Annotated in this window: 14 protein-coding genes; 11 read left to right on the forward strand and 3 right to left on the reverse strand. The window is 69.8% G+C overall.

Annotated features, from left to right (window positions below):
* Window positions 1-259 precede the first annotated feature (259 nt).
* The 8 genes from ABZ370_RS37465 to ABZ370_RS37500 all read left to right on the forward strand — a co-directional run bounded on the left by ABZ370_RS37465 (window position 260) and on the right by ABZ370_RS37500 (window position 7,783).
* On the forward strand, window positions 260-1,270 hold the full coding sequence (locus tag ABZ370_RS37465; protein ID WP_358630758.1) for a sugar ABC transporter substrate-binding protein: 1,011 nt from the start codon (window positions 260-262) through the stop codon (window positions 1,268-1,270).
* A gap of 7 nt (window positions 1,271-1,277) precedes the next feature.
* Complete coding sequence (locus ABZ370_RS37470; protein ID WP_358630761.1) at window positions 1,278-2,348, forward strand: ABC transporter permease; 1,071 nt, start codon at window positions 1,278-1,280, stop codon at window positions 2,346-2,348.
* Window positions 2,349-2,353: 5 nt separating this feature from the next.
* The gene (locus ABZ370_RS37475) at window positions 2,354-3,262 is read left to right on the forward strand and encodes an ATP-binding cassette domain-containing protein (RefSeq protein WP_358630764.1); all 909 of its coding nucleotides are present in this window, start codon (window positions 2,354-2,356) and stop codon (window positions 3,260-3,262) included.
* 174 nt (window positions 3,263-3,436) lie between these two features.
* On the forward strand, window positions 3,437-4,357 hold the full coding sequence (locus ABZ370_RS37480) for a sugar phosphate isomerase/epimerase (RefSeq protein ID WP_358630767.1): 921 nt from the start codon (window positions 3,437-3,439) through the stop codon (window positions 4,355-4,357).
* A 61-nt stretch (window positions 4,358-4,418) separates the two neighbouring features.
* Window positions 4,419-5,438 carry a Gfo/Idh/MocA family oxidoreductase gene (locus ABZ370_RS37485; protein WP_358630770.1) on the forward strand — a complete coding sequence of 340 codons (1,020 nt, stop codon included), beginning with the start codon at window positions 4,419-4,421 and terminating at the stop codon, window positions 5,436-5,438.
* 92 nt (window positions 5,439-5,530) lie between these two features.
* A complete protein-coding gene (locus ABZ370_RS37490; RefSeq protein ID WP_358630773.1) occupies window positions 5,531-6,388 on the forward strand; it encodes a sugar phosphate isomerase/epimerase in 858 nt (285 codons plus the stop codon).
* 23 nt (window positions 6,389-6,411) lie between these two features.
* Window positions 6,412-7,434: a Gfo/Idh/MocA family oxidoreductase gene (locus ABZ370_RS37495; protein ID WP_358630776.1), complete on the forward strand. Its 1,023-nt coding sequence runs from the start codon at window positions 6,412-6,414 to the stop codon at window positions 7,432-7,434.
* A 139-nt stretch (window positions 7,435-7,573) separates the two neighbouring features.
* Window positions 7,574-7,783 (forward strand): MerR family transcriptional regulator, encoded by a 210-nt coding sequence (locus tag ABZ370_RS37500; RefSeq protein WP_358630779.1) that lies wholly within the window; start codon window positions 7,574-7,576, stop codon window positions 7,781-7,783.
* Between the two features lie 39 nt (window positions 7,784-7,822).
* Here ABZ370_RS37500 and ABZ370_RS37505 read toward each other — a convergent pair whose 3' ends face one another.
* The gene (locus ABZ370_RS37505) at window positions 7,823-10,174 is read right to left on the reverse strand and encodes an MMPL family transporter (protein WP_358630782.1); all 2,352 of its coding nucleotides are present in this window, start codon (window positions 10,172-10,174) and stop codon (window positions 7,823-7,825) included.
* Window positions 10,175-10,350: 176 nt separating this feature from the next.
* Between ABZ370_RS37505 and ABZ370_RS37510 the strand changes: the two genes are divergently transcribed.
* The 3 genes from ABZ370_RS37510 to ABZ370_RS37520 all read left to right on the forward strand — a co-directional run bounded on the left by ABZ370_RS37510 (window position 10,351) and on the right by ABZ370_RS37520 (window position 13,647).
* On the forward strand, window positions 10,351-11,001 hold the full coding sequence (locus tag ABZ370_RS37510; RefSeq protein WP_358630785.1) for a TetR/AcrR family transcriptional regulator: 651 nt from the start codon (window positions 10,351-10,353) through the stop codon (window positions 10,999-11,001).
* A 139-nt stretch (window positions 11,002-11,140) separates the two neighbouring features.
* Window positions 11,141-11,362, forward strand: coding sequence for a heavy-metal-associated domain-containing protein (locus ABZ370_RS37515; RefSeq protein WP_358630788.1), 222 nt, complete (start codon window positions 11,141-11,143; stop codon window positions 11,360-11,362).
* The gene (locus tag ABZ370_RS37520) at window positions 11,359-13,647 is read left to right on the forward strand and encodes a heavy metal translocating P-type ATPase (RefSeq protein ID WP_358630791.1); all 2,289 of its coding nucleotides are present in this window, start codon (window positions 11,359-11,361) and stop codon (window positions 13,645-13,647) included. The genes ABZ370_RS37515 and ABZ370_RS37520 overlap by 4 nt, the downstream gene beginning before the upstream one ends.
* A 370-nt stretch (window positions 13,648-14,017) precedes the next feature.
* Here the strand turns inward: ABZ370_RS37520 and ABZ370_RS37525 are convergent, their stop codons facing one another.
* Window positions 14,018-15,322 (reverse strand): citrate synthase, encoded by a 1,305-nt coding sequence (locus tag ABZ370_RS37525; protein WP_358630794.1) that lies wholly within the window; start codon window positions 15,320-15,322, stop codon window positions 14,018-14,020.
* A gap of 174 nt (window positions 15,323-15,496) precedes the next feature.
* A complete protein-coding gene (locus ABZ370_RS37530) occupies window positions 15,497-17,704 on the reverse strand; it encodes an ATP-dependent RecD-like DNA helicase (protein WP_358630797.1) in 2,208 nt (735 codons plus the stop codon).
* Window positions 17,705-17,778: the final 74 nt, after the last annotated feature.

A 17,778-nucleotide genomic window follows, 5' to 3' on the forward strand; every position in this document is an offset into this window, starting at 1 on the left:
TGTCGTGCGCGAACACCGGGTCCCGCCCGGCCCCTTCAGGTCTAGACGCGCCCGGGGCCCGCTGTCAAGCATTTGTCATTACATTCGGACGTAACCACGAGAGCCGCCGTGGAGCCGCCGCCCACGCGTTATCGCCTCGTTACGTCCAGATGAAATGTTGTCATGACAAACCCTTGACAGGTAGAGGCCGCGAGGAGTTGGCTCCCCCTCATGCAACGGCTCTGTTAACACAGACCTGGCTTGAGAGGTGCTGGAGCAGATGGACCTCAGATTCGACCGACGCCGCCGCGCGGGACTCACCGCCATCGCCGCGATAACGGTTCTCCTCGCAACAGGATGCAGCAGTGGAGGCGGCAAAAAGGCCCAGGACTCCGCGGACGGCATCTCCGCGGGCAAGGCCAACACCCCCCGAATGAAGATCGCGATGATCACCCACGCCGCCCCCGGTGACACCTTCTGGGACACGGTCCGCAAGGGCGCCAAGGCGGCCGCGGCCAAGGACAACGTCGAACTCATCTACTCCAGCAATCCGAACGGCGGCGACCAGGCCAACCTCATCCAGAACGCGATCAACCAGAAGGTCGACGGCATCGCCGTCACGCTGGCCAAGCCCGGTGCGATGAAGGGCGCGATCGCCAAGGCCGAGAAGGCCGGAATCCCCGTCGTCGGGTTCAACTCCGGCCTGGAGGACTGGAAGTCCCAGGGGTTGCTCGAATACTTCGGCCAGGACGAGAACCTCGCCGGACAGGCCTTCGGCAAGCGCCTCAACCAGATGGGCGCCAAGCACAACATCTGTGTCATCCAGGAGCAGGGCCATGTCGCCCTGGAGGCCCGCTGCGCGGGTGTGAAGAAGACCTTCAAGGGCAAGACGGACACCCTCTACGTCAACGGGACCGACATGCCGTCGGTCAAGTCGACGATCTCCGCCAAGCTCAAGCAGGATTCGAGCATCGACTACGTCGTCACGCTCGGCGCGCCGTTCGCCCTGACCGCCGTGCAGTCCGCCAAGGATTCGGGCGGCAAGGCCAAGGTCGCCACCTTCGACCTCAACAAGGACCTCATCGCCGCCGTCAAGAGCGGGGATGTACAGCTGGCCGTGGACCAGCAGCCCTACCTCCAGGGCTATCTGTCGGTCGACTCCCTGTGGCTCTACAAGAACAACGGCAACTTCAGCGGCGGCGGCGAGGCGCCCGTGCTGACCGGCCCCGCGTTCGTCACCAAGGACAACGTGGACAAGATCGCCAAGTTCGCCGAGAAGGGCACCCGGTGATCCGGCCATGACCCAAGCCGCCCCACCCGCCGCCGCCATGCCACCGGCCGCCCCCGCGGCGCGTCCCAAGAGCCGCACCACCGAACGCTCGCTGACCCGCCGGGCTCTGGCCCGGCCGGAGATCGGCGCGCTGGTCGCCGCCGTCGGCGTCTACGCCTTCTTCTTCGCCGTCGCCCCGACCTTCCGCCAGGCGGACTCGTTCGCCACCGTGCTCTACCAGGGGTCGACCCTGGGCATCATGGCGCTCGCCGTCTCCCTGCTGATGATCGGCGGCGAGTTCGACCTGTCCGCCGGTGTCGCCGTCACCTCCTCGGCGCTGACGGCGAGCATGCTCAGCTTCCAGCTCACCGCCAACGTGTGGGTGGGCGTCGGGGTCGCCCTGATCGTCTCGCTCACGGTGGGCCTGATCAACGGCCTGCTGCTGATCAAGACCGGGCTGCCCAGCTTCCTGGTCTCCCTCGCCAGCTTCCTGATGCTCCAGGGCCTCAACCTGGCCGTCACCAAGCTGCTGACCGACAACGTCGCCACCAACGCCATCAACGACATGGACGGCTTCGACTCGGCCAAGGCGGTCTTCGCCTCCGAGGTCACGGTCTTCGGCGTCGATGTGAACATCACCGTGTTCTACTGGCTGGCCTTCGCCGCCCTCGCCACCTGGGTCCTGCTGCGCACCAAGTTCGGCAACTGGATCTTCGCGGCCGGCGGCTCCAAGGAGAGCGCCCGGGCGGTCGGCGTCCCCGTGAACCTCACCAAGATCGCGCTCTTCATGACCGTGGGCTTCGCGGCCTGGTTCGTCGGCATGCACCTGCTCTTCGAGTACAACACCGTGCAGGCCGGTGAGGGCGTCGGCAACGAGTTCTACTACATCATCGCGGCGGTGATCGGCGGCTGCCTGCTCACCGGCGGCTACGGCTCCGCGATCGGCGCGCTCCTCGGCGCGTTCATCTTCGGCATGGTCAACCAGGGGATCGTCTACGCCAACTGGAACCCGGACTGGTTCAAGTTCTTCGTCGGCGTGATGCTCCTGCTCGCCACGCTCGTGAATCTGTGGGTGCGCCGTCAGGCCGCCAGGAGGTGATGGGAATGTCCGCCAACGACCTCACGAAGCCCGCCCCCGACCCCTCCGGATCGGGCTCAGGCACCGGCACCGGTTCCGGCGCCGCCGAGGTGGAGCCGATCGTCCAGCTCAAGGGCGTCGGCAAGCTCTACGGCAACGTCCGGGCCCTGGAGGGCATCGACCTCGATGTCCGGCCGGGCCAGGTGACCTGCGTCCTCGGCGACAACGGCGCCGGGAAGTCCACCCTCATCAAGATCATCTCCGGACTGCACCGGCACGACGAGGGCGAGTACGTCGTCGACGGCAAGCCGGTGCGGCTGAACAACCCGCGCGAGGCCCTCGGCCTCGGCATCGCCACCGTCTACCAGGACCTGGCCACCGTGCCCCTGATGCCGGTGTGGCGGAACTTCTTCCTCGGCTCCGAGCTGACCCGCGGCCCCTGGCCGATCCGGCGGCTCGACATCGAACGGATGAAGGAGACCACCCAGACGGAGCTGTCCGCCATGGGTATCCACCTGGACAACCTGGAACAGCCCATCGGCACCCTCTCCGGAGGCCAGCGGCAGTCCGTGGCCATCGCGCGGGCGGTGTACTTCGGCGCCAGAGTGCTGATCCTGGACGAGCCCACCGCGGCCCTGGGCGTCAAGCAGTCGGGCGTCGTCCTGAAGTACATCGCCGCGGCCCGCGAGCGGGGCCTGGGCGTCATCTTCATCACCCACAACCCGCACCACGCGTACATGGTCGGCGACCACTTCTCGGTGCTGAGGCTCGGCGCCCTGGAGCTGAACGCCGCCCGGGACGACGTCAGCCTCGAAGAACTCACCAACCACATGGCCGGCGGAACCGAGCTGGCCGCCCTCAAACACGAGCTCGCACAGGTGCGCGGGGTCGATGTGGAGGAGCTTCCCGAGGCCGTCAACACCCCCTCGCCGTGACATGACGTACTGACATTACGTCCGAATGTCCTGACGAAGTCTTGACGGCTACCGGCCCGGCCCGTAAAGCTGCCCAAACCAGCATGAAACGCGGGCCTCGACCACCACCGAGAGCAAGCGACCCGCACTGCCCCCTTCCCCGGTCCCCCGACCGGCGAGAGGAGACCCTCTTCCATGACTGCCGCCGCCTCCCCCGTACCCGCCCTGGACCGCCTCCGGGTCGGCTCGGCCCCCGACTCCTGGGGGGTGTGGTTCCCCGACGACTCGCAGCAGGTCCCCTGGCAGCGCTTCCTCGACGAGGTCGCGGAGGCCGGTTACGAGTGGATCGAGCTGGGCCCGTACGGCTATCTGCCGACCGACCCCGCCCGGCTCACCGAGGAGATCAACCGCCGGAACCTCACGGTCTCGGCGGGCACGATCTTCACCTCCCTGCACCGCGGCCCCGACGTCTGGGACGCCACCTGGGAGCACGTCTCCCAGGTGGCGGAGCTGACCCGGGCCATGAACGCCAAGCACCTCGTGGTCATCCCCTCCTTCTGGCGCGACGACAAGACCGCCGAGCTCATCGAGCCGCCCGAGCTGACCGCCGAGCAGTGGCGCCACCTGTCCACCGGCATGGAGCGCCTCGGCCGTGAGGTACGCGAGCGCTTCGGGCTCGACATCGTCGTCCACCCGCACGCCGACACCCACATCGACGGCGAGGAGAACGTGGCCCGCTTCCTCGACGCCACCGACTCCGACCTGGTCAACCTCTGCCTGGACACCGGCCACTACGCCTACTGCGGCGGGGACAGCGTCAAGCTCATCGAGACCTACGGCGAGCGCATCGGCTACCTCCACCTCAAGCAGGTCGACCCGGAGATCCTGTCCGACGTGGTCAAGAACGGGGTGCCGTTCGGCCCGGCCGTCAAGCGCGGCGTGATGTGCGAGCCGCCGAAGGGCGTCCCGGAGCTGGAGCCGGTCCTGACGGCCGCCCAGAAGCTGGATGTGGACCTGTTCGCCATCGTCGAGCAGGACATGTACCCCTGCCCGCCCGACCAGCCGTTCCCCATCGCCCAGCGCACCCGCCGCTTCCTGCGTTCCTGCGGCGCCTGACCCACCGCCCCCTCCGATCCCTTCGATCCTCCGGACGAGCAGAAAGAGAAAAGAGACACCTATGACCCAGCAGGGCACGCTCGGGATCGCCGTCATCGGGACCGGCAAGATGGGCGCCGACCACGTCCGCCGCATCAACGACGTGATCAGCGGCGCCCGGGTGGCGGCCGTGGTCGACATCGACGAGGCGCGCGCCAAGGCCGTCGCCGACACCTCCGAGGGCTGTCAGGCGTTCACCGACCCGGCCGCCGCCATGGCCGCGCCGGGCGTGGACGCGGTACTGATCGCCTCGCCCGGCCCCGCGCACGAGGCCGCGCTGCTCAGCGCGTTCGAGCACGATCTGCCGGTGCTGTGCGAGAAGCCGCTGACCCCGGACTCGGAGTCCGCGCTGCGGGTGCTGGAGGCCGAGCAGCGGCTCGGTCACCGCCGCGTCCAGGTCGGCTTCATGCGCCGCTACGACACCGAGTTCATGAAGCTCAAGTCGCTGCTCGCCTCCGGTGAGCTGGGCCGGCCGCTGCTGATGCACTGCCGCCACCGCAACGCGTCGGTGCACTCGTACTTCACCACCGAGATGCTGATCACCGACGCCGTGGTGCACGAGATGGACCAGTCGCGCTGGCTGCTGGAGCAGGAGATCGCCAACGTCACCGTGCTCAAGCCGACCCCGAACTCGAACGCCCCCGAGGGGCTCGCCGACCCCCAGCTGGTGATCTTCGAGACCACCGGCGGCGCGATCGTCAACGTCGAGATGTTCGCGAGCTGCGGCTTCGGCTACCAGGTCCAGGCCGAGGCGGTCTGCGAGCGCGGTACCGCGCGCATCGGCGACGCCCACGGCATGCTCGTCAACCGCCCCGGCACCTGGGGCGGCGAGATCGCCCCCGACTTCGTGGCCCGCTTCGAGGAGGCGTACGACCGCGAGGTGCAGTCCTGGGTCGACGCCACCAAGCGCGGCGAGGTCGAGGGCCCCAGCGCCTGGGACGGCTACGCCGCGGCCGCCGTGTGCGAGGCGGGCGTGCGTGCCCAGACCACCGGTGAGCGCACACCCGTCGACATGATCGTGCGCCCCGCCTTCTACGCCTGACGTCCAGGGGCGGGCCGGCCGCCGCCACGGCCGGCCCGCCCCTCCGTTTCAGATCCCGCACGTTCTCCCCGCTGGAAAGGTTTCTCCTCCTTATGAAGATCGCCCTCGACCCGCATATGCTGCGCAAGGGGCCGCTGCTCGAACTCCCGGCCCTCGTCGCCGAGCTGGGCTTCGAGTACATCGAGCTGTCTCCCCGAGACGACTTCATCCCCTTCTTCAAGCACCCCCGGGTGGATGACGGCACGGTGCGGCAGTTCCGCAAGGCGCTGGACGCCGCCGGGGTGAAGATCTCCTCCATACTGCCGCTGTTCCGCTGGTCCGGCCCGGACGAGGACGAGCGCCAGGCCGCCGTCCGCTACTGGAAGCGGTCCATCCAGATCGCCGCCGATCTGGGCGTGGACAGCATGATCTCGGAGTTCAACGGCCGCCCCGAGGACCCCAGCCGCAGCGAGGGCCAGTTCTGGCGGTCGATCGAGGAGCTGCTGCCGGTCTTCGAGCGCGAGTCCATCCGGCTGACGCTGGAGCCGCACCCCGATGACTTCATCGAGGACGGGTACGAGGCCATCAACATGATCCGGGGCATCAACCACCCCCAGGTCTCCTACCTCTACTGCGCCCCGCACACCTTCCACCACGGCGATGACGCCCCCGGTCTGATCAAGCACGCGGGCGATCTGCTCACCCACGTGCATCTGGCCGACACCTTCGACCACACCGCGTCCTCGGGCCTGCGGTACATCATCAACCCGCCCGGTTCGACGGCCCGCATCCACCAGCACCTGGACATCGGACAGGGCGAGGTCGACTTCGACGCGCTGTTCGGCGCGCTGCGCGACAACAACTTCGACGGCACGCTGACCTCCTGTGTCTTCGCCTGGGAGGACCGGGCCCGGGACTCCTCCCGCTTCATGCGCAAGAAGATCGACGAGTACCTCTCCACCTGGAAGTAACGGCAGACGGGAACACACCTCATATGCGCATCGGATTCCTCGGCGCGGGCCGCATCGGAGGCTTCCACGCCGCCGCTCTGGCCGGTACGGACGGGGTCGACGACCTGCTGATCGGTGACGCCGACGCCGGGCGGGCCGCCGAAGTCGCCGAGCGCGTCGGCGCCCGGGCCGCCGCCTCGGTGGACGCGGTCTTCGAGGGCGGTATCGACGCCCTGGTGATCGCGACCCCGACCGTCACCCACGCCGAACTGATCACCCGGGCGGCGCGCGCCGGGCTGCCCACGTACTGCGAGAAGCCCATCGCCCTGGACCTCGCGGGCACGGTCCGCGCGCTGCGCGAGGTCGAACAGGCCGGGACCATGCTCCAGATGGGGTTCCAGCGCCGGTTCGACGCCGGATACAGGGCCGCCCGGGAGGCGCTGCGGAGCGGTCGGCTCGGCCGGGTGCACACCCTGCGGGCGGTCACCTCCGACGCCGCGCCCCCGCCGCCGGAGTTCCTGCCCCACTCGGGCGGGCTGATCCGGGACTGTCTGGTGCACGACTTCGACGCCGTGCGCTGGCTGACGGGCCGCGAAGTGGTGGAGGTGTTCGCCTCCGGTTCGGCGGGCGGCGCCGCCTTCTTCCAGGAGGCGGGCGACGTCGACACGGCGGCGGCGCTGCTCACCCTGGATGACGGCACGCTGGTCACCGCGACCGCCACCCGCTACAACGGGGCCGGTTACGACGTACGGATGGAGCTGTCCGGGGACCGCGACCAGTTCGTGGTCGGCCTGGACGACCGGACGCCGTTCACCTCGGCCGAACCGGGCGGTCCCCCCGGACCCGCCCGGCCCTGGGCCAACTTCCTGGAGCGGTTCGAGGCCGCGTACCGGGCGGAGCTGGCGGCCTTCGTCAAGGCGGCCCGGGGCGAGGCGCCCAACCCGTGCTCCGGTCAGCAGGCGCTCTACGCCCTGCTGGTGGCCGAGGCGTGCGAGCTGTCCCGGCTGGAGCACCGCCCGGTGCTGCTCACCGAGATCACCAAACGGATGTCCGACCTGGAGGCGTGAGCCCCGGGGCCGCCGCGTCACCCGGCGGTCACAGGCGTCACATCTCCGCGCGTCTTACGTCACAGGTCTTCAACAGCCCCTAGCCGCCCGTCACCCGGCGTCGTTCACCGGACACAGGCCGAGTGAAAGGGCGCGAGTGATGACCGATCGAAGGCTGTGGTCCTACAAGGAGATCGCCGCACATATCGGTGTGCGGACCGACACCGTACGGTCCTATCGCAAGCACGGTCACATGCCGCCCCCCGACCTCGTGGAGGGCGGCAAGCCGTACTGGTACGCGGATACGATCCGGGCCTGGGTGGCCCGCAGACCCGGCAACCGCCGCACCCGGCGAGATGCCAGGGAGTAGCGGTTACCGGGATCAGCGGGACCAGCGGGGTGAGTGGGTTCAGCGAATGCTCACCCGGTCCCGGCGGCGTTCCTCCTTCTTGCCGGGGCCCGCGTCCGCGTCCGCCTCCCCGGCGGGGCCGCCGGAGGAATCGGCGGAAGAAGGGGTGGAGGGCGCGGACTCCCCTTCGCTCAGCCCGAACCGGGCGTGGAGACGGCGCAGCGGGCCCGGGGCCCACCAGGTGGCCCGGCCGGTCAGCTTCATCACCGCCGGTACGAGCAGACTGCGCACCACCATCGCGTCCATCAGCACGGCCAGGGCGATACCGAGGCCGAGCATCTTGGTGTTGGTGACCCGCGAGGTGCCGATGGCCACCATGACCACGGCCAGGATGAGCGCCGCCGCCGTGATCAGCCCGCCGGTGCGCCGCAGTCCGAATTCCACGGCCGCCTCATGGTCCCCTGATCGCTCGTACTCCTCCTTGATACGGGAGAGCAGGAAGACGCCGTAGTCCATGGAGAGCCCGAAGGCGACGCAGAACATGAGCACCGGCAGGGTGGTCTCTATGTCTCCGGAGCTGGTGAAGGCCAGCGGCCCGGACAGATGCCCCTCCTGGAAGACCCACACCATGGCGCCGAACATCGCGGTGAGGCTGAGCGCGTTGAGCAGCACGGCCTGGAGCGGGATCAGCAGGCTCCCGGTGAGCAGGAAGACCAGCAGCAGGGTGACGGCGATGATGATCGCCCCCGCCCAGGGGACCCGGTCGCCCAGGGATTCCTTGGTGTCGACCAGGACGGCGGCGGTGCCGGTCACCGAGGTCCGGAACGGGGGACTCTGGGCGCGGATGTCCCGCACCAGGTCCTGGGTGGCGGGCTCGACGGCCTCGCCCTTGGGCTGCACGCTGAGATACGCGGCGCCACCGGCCGCGCGCGCCGCCTCGGCCGGGCCGGGCTTGCCCAGCCGGCGGCCGTCCGCGAAGGGACCGGCCGGGCCGTCCACCCGCAGCACTCCGGGGAGAGCGGAGACCTTGGCGCTGTAGTCGGCGAGCGCCGCGGCACCGGGCCTGCCCTCGGCGAGGATTTCCACCCCGCCGCCGGGTCCGCCCGCGAAGCCGTCCCGGATGTGCTGCTGGACCACATGTGATTCGGCGCCGGAGGGCAGCTGGCGGTCGTCCGCGGTGCCGAACTCCACCCGCAGGAAGGGCAGCCCCAGGGCCACCAGACCGGCGACGGTGGCCAGGGCGAAGACCGGGGCGCGCCGCATCACCAGCCGGGCGAACCGGCCCCAGCCCGCGCCCGGTTCGGTCGCGTCGGCGGCCCCCTCGGCGCCCGCGCCGGTGCGGCGGCGGCGCAGCAGCCGGGTGAGGTCCCACTTGTTGACCCGGTCGCCGAGCAGCATGAGCGCGGCGGGCAGCACCACCAGGGCGGCGGCCGCGGCGATGAGCACCACGGCGATGCCCGCGTAGGCGAAGGAGCGCAGGAAGTACTGCGGGAAGACCATCATCGCGGCGAGCGAGACGGCGACGGTGAGCGCCGAGAAGAGCACGGTGCGCCCGGCGGTGCGCAGGGTGGCGGCGACGGCAGGGAGGGTCTCCCCGCCCGCCGACAGCTCTTCGCGGAAGCGCCGCACGATGAACAGGGCGTAGTCGATGGCGAGTCCGAGGCCGAGCGCGGTGGTCAGGTTCTGCGCGAAGACCGAGACATCGGTGAACTCGGTGAGCACGCGCAGCACGGCGTCGGTGCCCAGGATGGCGATGACGCCGATGCCGAGCGGCAGCAGGGCGGCCACCGCGCTGCCGAAGACCATGACGAGCAGCACCAGGGTGACGGGCAGGGCCATCATCTCGGCGCGCAGCAGGTCTTCCTGAATGGTCGTCTGCATCTCCTGCTTGACCGCGAGCGGTCCACCGACGGAGACCTCGACCGGTCCGTGCCGCCCGCGCAAGTCGGGCGCTATGCGCTCCAGCGTCTTGCCCGCGGCCGTCTCATCACCGGTGACGCGCGCGGCGATGAGCGCCTCGCCTCGGTCCTTGCTGCGCAGGGCGGACGCGCCGGTGTCCCAGTAGGAAGTGACGCCGGTGACCGCCTTCTCGCCCGTGAGCTTCTTGACGAGCGCCCGGGCCTCGGTGGCGACCGCCGGGTCGTCGACCCCTCTGCCGCCGCCGTCGACGAGCAGGATGAGGTTGGGCTGGGAGGCGGGGAAGTGCTTCTCCAGCGCCTTGGTGGCGTACGAGGACTGGGAGGCCGGGTCCTCCCATCCGCCGCCGGACAGCCGGTCGGCGACTCCGCTTCCGGCCACGACGGCGAGCGCCGTGAAGAGCAGGGCGACCAGCAGGGACAGCCGCGGCCTGGCGGTGACCAGGCGGGTCCATCCTCCGATCCGCTCGCCGGGCGGCCGGTTGACATCGGTCATGACGCGGTGTCCCCTTCGCATGTGCCCATGCGGCCGCCCCCGCTCGGGCAAGCGGGCAGGCAGGCAGCATGGGTCGCTGATTGCCACTGGACGGCAAACACGAGCGACCGCTCGCATTTCTCAAGAATGCGAGCGGCCACTCGTGTTTGTCAATCGCACATGGGAAGCTGGGGATTGTGACCGAGAGCCAGGCAGCCCGACCCGCGAACCCCCGCCGCAGGCAGGCACGCGGCGAGCGCCGGATTCAGCAGCTGCTGGACGCCGCCGCCAGCGTCTTCTGCCGCACCGGCTACACCTCCGCGAGCACCAACGCGATCGCCCGCGAGGCCGGGGTCTCCCCCGGCACGCTGTACCAGTTCTTCCCGAACAAGGAGGCCATCGCCGTCGAGCTGGGCGACCGCCTCACCCGGCAGATGCGGGACGCCCACGGCGTGGCCTTCACCGAGGAGAACGCCGTGCTGCCGCTCGGCGAGATGCTGGACGTGGTCCTCGACCCGATGATCGAGTTCAACTGCGCCAACCCCGTCTTCCTCACCCTGATCTGCTCTTCCGACACCCCGGGCGCGGTCGCCGACGAACACGAGGCGCTGGCGGCCGCGCTGCAGACCCGGGTCGAGGAGCTGATCGGCACCTGCGCCCCCGCACTGCCCCTGGAGCGCCGCGCGCGCATCGCGACCATGGGGTTCGCCCTGTTCAAGGCCGGGCTGGAGCTGATCCTCTCCCACGAGGGCGAGGACCGGGAGGCGTACATCACCGAGCTGAAGAGCTGCCTGTACGGATATCTGGCCCCGGCCATCGGCACGGAGGCGGCGCCGGTCCGGCACTGACCACCCCTGCCCGGAGCCCTGCGGCACTTCCGGCTTCCGGGAATACCCCCTAGGGGTATAAAGTTGAGATGACAGGAGGCGCTGCGCCAACCGGTGCCCCTCGCGTACCGTCAGCCACTCCCCCACAGAGGAGAAATCCATGAGCTCCGAGGCGAACACCACCACCGCCGTCTACCAGGTGACCGGCATGACCTGCGGCCACTGCGAGGGGGCCGTCGCCGAGGAAATCGGCGCCCTCGACGGCGTCAGCTCCGTCCAGGCCGTGGCCTCCACCGGCCAGGTCACCGTTGTCTCGGCCACCCCGCTGGACGACGCGGCCGTCCGCGCCGCCGTCGACGAAGCGGGCTACGAGCTCGCATGACCATCACGGCCCCCGTTGCCGGGCACGAGGCGCGGGTCGAGCTGGCCATCGGCGGCATGACCTGCGCTTCCTGCGCGGCGCGCATCGAGAAGAAGCTCAACCGGCTGGACGGGGTCACCGCCACGGTGAACTACGCCACCGAGAAGGCCCAGGTGTCCTACGGCAGCGGGGTCGAAGTCGCGGACCTGATCGCCACGGTGATCAAGACCGGCTACACCGCCGAGGAGCCGACCCCCGCCGCACCCGAGCCCGCCCCCGCCGACAGCGCGGAGGCCGCGGCCCCGGCACCGGGTGAGCACGACGCGCTACGCCACCGCATGCTCGTCTCGCTCGTCCTCTCCCTGCCGGTCGTGGTGCTGGCGATGGCGCCCTCGCTCCAGTTCGACAACTGGCAGTGGCTCTCCCTCACCCTCGCGGCGCCCGTCGTCGTCTGGGGCGGTACGCCCTTCCACAAGGCCGCCTGGACCAACGCCCGGCACGGCGCGGCCACCATGGACACCCTGGTCTCCCTCGGCACCCTCGCGGCGCTCGGCTGGTCCGTGTGGGCCCTGTTCTTCGGCCACGCGGGCATGACCGGCATGCGGCACGGCTTCGATCTCACCGTCACCCGTGCGAACGGCTCGTCCTCGATCTACCTGGAGGCGGCCGCCGGGGTGACCACCTTCATCCTCATCGGCCGCTATCTGGAGGCGAAGTCCAAGCGGCGGGCGGGAGCGGCACTGCGTGCCCTGATGGAGCTGGGCGCCAAGGACGTCGCCGTCCTGCGCGGAGGCCGCGAGGTGCGCGTCCCGGTGCGCGAACTGGCGGTCGGCGACCGCTTCGTCGTACGTCCCGGCGAGAAGGTCGCCACCGACGGCACGGTCGTCGAGGGCAGCTCGGCCGTCGACGCCTCCATGCTGACCGGCGAATCCGTCCCTGTGGACGTCGCGGTCGGCGACACGGTCGCGGGCGCGACCGTCAACGCGGCGGGCCGCATCGTCGTGGAAGCCACCCGGATCGGCGCCGACACCCAGCTGTCCCGGATGGCCCGCCTGGTGGAGGACGCGCAGAACGGCAAGGCCGAGGTGCAGCGGCTCGCCGACCGGGTCTCCGGCGTCTTCGTGCCGATCGTGCTGCTGATCGCCGTGGGCACCCTGCTGACCTGGTGGCTGACGACGAAGGACGCGACCGCCGCGTTCACCGCCGCCGTCGCCGTCCTGATCATCGCCTGCCCGTGCGCCCTGGGCCTGGCCACCCCGACCGCGCTCATGGTCGGCACCGGCCGCGGCGCCCAGCTGGGCATCCTCATCAAGGGCCCCGAGGTGCTGGAGTCGACCCGCCGGGTGGACACCGTCGTCCTCGACAAGACCGGCACCGTGACCACCGGCAGGATGCGGCTGCACCAGGTCATCCCGGGACCGCGCACCAGCGAGGACGAGCTGCTGCGGCTCGCGGGCGCGGTGGAGCACGCCAGCGAGCACCCCATCGCCCGCGCCATCGCGGACGGCGCGGCCGAGCGCACCGGGGCGCTCCCGGCGCCCGAGAGCTTCGGCTCCGTACCCGGGCTCGGCGTCCACGGCGTCGTGGACGGACACACGGTGCTCGTCGGCCGCGACAAGCTGCTCACCCAGCGGTCCGTCGAACTGCCGGAGGAGCTGGCCTCGGCCAAGGCCGCCGCCGAGGCGGAGGGCCATACGGCGGTCGCCGTCGCCTGGGACGGGCACGCCCGCGGCGTCCTCACCGTCGCCGACGCCGTCAAGGAGACCAGCGCCGAAGCCGTCACCCAGCTGCGCGCCCTCGGCCTCACCCCCGTGCTGCTGACCGGCGACAACCGGCGGGTGGCCGAGTCGGTAGCCCGTGAGGTCGGCATCGACGAGGTCATCGCCGACGTCCTGCCGGAGGAGAAAGTCGCCGTCGTGAAGCGGCTGCGGGACGAGGGCCGGACGGTCGCCATGGTCGGCGACGGGGTCAACGACGCCGCCGCCCTGGCCACCGCCGATCTCGGGCTCGCCATGGGCACCGGGACGGACGCGGCGATCGAGGCCGGCGACCTCACCCTCGTCCGGGGCGACCTGCGCGTGGCCGCCGACGCGATCCGGCTGGCCCGCCGGACCCTGGCCACCATCAAGGGCAACCTGTTCTGGGCGTTCGGCTACAACGTCGCCGCGCTGCCGCTCGCCGCGGCCGGTCTGCTCAACCCGATGATCGCGGGCGCCGCGATGGCGTTCTCCTCCGTGTTCGTCGTGAGCAACAGTCTGCGACTGCGTTCCTTCACGGCGTCCACGGTCTCCACCAAGTCCCCATAAGCCGCACAACACCCATACACAGGAGCCCCGATCTTCGAATCGGGGCTCTTGCCCTTTTACGCCCGGATATGGCAAGAGACGCAGATCACAGACAACCCAACGTAACCATTGAGGGGGGTCGCGAGTCTAATGGGGCGGTGGGGATACGTCTTGGGGGACGCATCCTGCTACGCGTGGCCGGGGCGACGTACTCGGGGAGCTTTGAGCGGCCCTCCCGTACGTACTCGTCCCGGCGGATCGCGTCCGTACGAGCCCGCAGGGCCCACTGAACGCCCGGGCCGGATCCCGTGGGGGGAATCCGAACCGGGACAAGGGAAGCGCCCCGCTCCGACCCGTGGGGGGATCGGCAGCGGGGCGCTTCTGGCCTTCTTTAGCGCTGTTCCACCGGAACGAAGTCGCGCTCGACGACGCCCGTGTAGATCTGGCGCGGGCGGCCGATGCGGGAGCCCGGCTCCTTGATCATCTCGTGCCACTGGGCGATCCAGCCCGGCAGCCGGCCGAGCGCGAACAGCACGGTGAACATCTCGGTCGGGAAGCCCATCGCCCGGTAGATCAGACCGGTGTAGAAGTCCACGTTCGGGTAGAGCTTGCGCTCCACGAAGTAGTCGTCCGCGAGCGCGTGCTCTTCGAGCTTGAGCGCGATGTCGAGCAGCTCGTCGGACTTGCCGAGCGCGGAGAGGACGTCGTGCGCCGCCGACTTGATGATCTTCGCCCGGGGGTCGAAGTTCTTGTAGACGCGGTGCCCGAAGCCCATGAGCTTCACGCCGTCTTCCTTGTTCTTCACCTTGCGGATGAAGGTGTCGACGTCGCCGCCGGACGCCTGGATGCCTTCCAGCATCTCCAGCACCGACTGGTTGGCGCCGCCGTGCAGCGGGCCCCACAGGGCGTTGATGCCCGCCGAGATGGAGGCGAACATGTTGGCCTGCGAGGAGCCGACGAGCCGGACCGTGGAGGTCGAACAGTTCTGCTCGTGGTCGGCGTGCAGGATCAGCAGCTTGTCGAGCGCGCTGACCACGACCGGGTCGAGGTCGTACTCCTGCGCGGGGACCGAGAAGGTCATCCGCAGGAAGTTCTCGACATAGCCCAGGTCATTGCGCGGGTAGACGAACGGGTGACCGACCGACTTCTTGTACGCGTAGGCCGCGATGGTCGGCAGCTTGGCCAGCAGCCGGGTCGTCGACAGGTTGCGCTGCTTCTCGTCGTGCGGGTTGTGGCTGTCCTGGTAGAACGTCGACAGCGCGCTGACCACGGAGGACAGCATCGCCATCGGGTGGGCGTCCCGAGGGAAGCCGTCGTAGAACCGTTTGACGTCCTCGTGGAGCAGCGTGTGACGGGTGATGTCCTCACGGAACGCCGCGAGTTCGTCGACCGTCGGCAGCTCGCCGTTGATGAGCAGGAAGGCGGTCTCCACGAAGGAGGCGCGCTCCGCCAGCTGCTCGATGGGGTACCCGCGGTAGCGCAGGATGCCCTGCTCACCGTCCAGGTAGGTGACGCCGGATTTGTACGCGGCGGTATTGCCGTAACCGGAGTCCAGGGTCACCAGACCGGTCTGGGCGCGCAGCTTACCGATGTCGAAGCCCTTGTCGCCGACGGTGCTGTCGACCACCGGGTAGGTGTATTCGTCGTCTCCGTACCGCAGTACTACAGAGTTGTCGTCGCTCACGTCATCCCTCACCGACGTCTGGTTCTCTTCCTCGAGGTGCCCTGACTCCCCCCACCTTCCCCTACTCGGGTGATGAGTGTGCACTCGGGGTCGCTTGAAGGGCCTTTTGGCGGCACTGAGTGCCGCCTACACAGCCATCCTGCCCCGTTCGTCACCGTTCGGAAACCCTGTTGACACGCTCGACTCCTATGTCCCGCCGAGCCGGTGATCCAGCGCCGTACAGCGTCTGCCCGCCGAGACGGTTCGCACCGCCTGCCCGAGCGCGCGGCGCGAGCCGACCAGCACCACAAGGCGCTTGGCCCGGGTCACCGCCGTGTACAGCAGGTTCCGCTGCAACATCATCCAGGCCCCGGTGGTCACCGGGATCACGACGGCCGGGTACTCACTGCCCTGGGAGCGGTGAATCGTCACCGCGTAGGCGTGAGCCAGTTCGTCCAGCTCGTCGAAGTCGTACGGCACCTCCTCGTCCTCGTCGGTCAGCACGGTCAGCCGCTGCTCGTCGCTGTCGAGGGAGGAGACGACTCCCACCGTGCCGTTGAAGACCCCATTGGCCCCTTTCTCATAATTGTTGCGGATCTGCGTCACCTTGTCGCCGACCCGGAAGACCCGGCCGCCGAGACGCCGCTCCGGGAGGTCCGGCCGGGCCGGGGTGATGGCCTGCTGCAACAGTCCGTTGAGCGTGCCCGCGCCCGCCGGGCCACGGTGCATCGGGGCGAGTACCTGCACGTCACGCCGGGGGTCGAGGCCGAACTTCGCGGGCACGCGGCGGGCCGCGACATCCACCGTGAGCCGCCCGGCCTCCTCCGTGTCGTCCTCCACGAAGAGGAAGAAGTCCGACAGGCCCTGGGTGATCGGCGGGGCCCCGGAATTGATCCGGTGGGCGTTGGTGACCACCCCGGACTGCTGCGCCTGGCGGAAGATCCGGGTCAGCCGGACGGCCGGGACCGGGCTGCCGTCGGCCAGCAGGTCGCGCAGCACCTCTCCGGCGCCGACGCTCGGCAGCTGGTCCACATCCCCCACGAACAGCAGATGGGCACCCGGCGGGACCGCCTTGACCAGCTTGTTGGCCAGCAGCAGATCGAGCATCGAGGCCTCGTCGACGACCACCAGGTCGGCGTCGAGCGGGCGGTCCTTGTCGTACGCCGCGTCCCCGCCGGGCTTCAGCTCCAGCAGCCGGTGCACCGTGGACGCCTCGGCGCCGGTCAGCTCGGCGAGCCGCTTGGCGGCCCGGCCGGTGGGGGCCGCGAGCACCACCTTGGCCTTCTTGGCGCGGGCCAGCTCCACCACGGACCGCACGGTGAACGACTTGCCGCAGCCGGGGCCGCCGGTGAGCACCGCGACCTTCTCGGTCAGCGCGAGCCGCACCGCCTGGCCCTGCTCGGGGGCCAGGTCCGCACCGGTGCGCTGGGCGAGCCAGCCCAGAGCCGCGTCCCAGTCCACGCCCCGGAAGGCGGGCATCCGGTCCTCCTCGGTGCGCAGCAGCCGCCGCACCTGCCCCGCGAGGGAGATCTCGGCGCGGTGGAAGGGCACCAGATAGACCGCCGAGACCGGCTCGCCCTGCTCGGGGCCGGGCACCGGCTCGCGCACCACGCCCTCGTCGTCGGCGGCCAGCTCGCCCAGGCAGTCGATGACCAGGCCGGTGTCGACCTGGAGCAACTTCACGGCATCGGCGATCAGTTGTTCCTCGGGGAGATAGCAGTGGCCCTGGTCGGCGGACTGGGACAGCGCGTACTGCAGTCCGGCCTTGACCCGGTCGGGGCTGTCGTGCGGGATGCCGACGGACTGGGCGATCTTGTCGGCGGTGAGGAAGCCGATGCCCCAGACGTCGGCCGCCAGCCGATACGGCTCGTTCTTCACTATCGCGATCGACGCGTCGCCATACTTTTTGTAGATCCGCACCGCGATGGAGGTGGAGACGCCGACGCCCTGGAGGAAGACCATCACCTCCTTGATGGCCTTCTGCTCCTCCCATGCCGCGGCGATCATCTTGGTCCGCTTGGGGCCGAGACCCGGGACCTCGATCAGCCGTTTCGGCTGCTCTTCGATGACATCGAGAGTGTCGACGCCGAAGTGCTCGGTGATCCGGTCGGCGATCCGCGGGCCGATGCCCTTGATGAGGCCCGAGCCGAGATAGCGCCGGATGCCCTGCACGGTGGCGGGCAGGACGGTCCGGTAGTTCTCGACGGTGAACTGTTTGCCATATTGCGGATGGGAACCCCAGCGCCCCTCCATCCGCAGCGACTCGCCCGGCTGCGCGCCCAGCAGCGAGCCGACGACGGTCAGCAGATCGCCCGAGCCGCGGCCGGTGTCGACCCGGGCCACCGTGTACCCGTTCTCCTCATTGGCATAGGTGATCCGCTCCAGAACCCCTTCGACCACCGCGAGTTTGAGCATGCACCGACCGTACCGCCGGGGGCGGACAGCGAGTCAGGGCCGACAGCGGGCCTGTGGATAACCCGGGGGCAGGC

The organism is Streptomyces sp. NPDC005962 (genome assembly GCF_040629205.1).
Classification (GTDB): domain Bacteria; phylum Actinomycetota; class Actinomycetes; order Streptomycetales; family Streptomycetaceae; genus Streptomyces.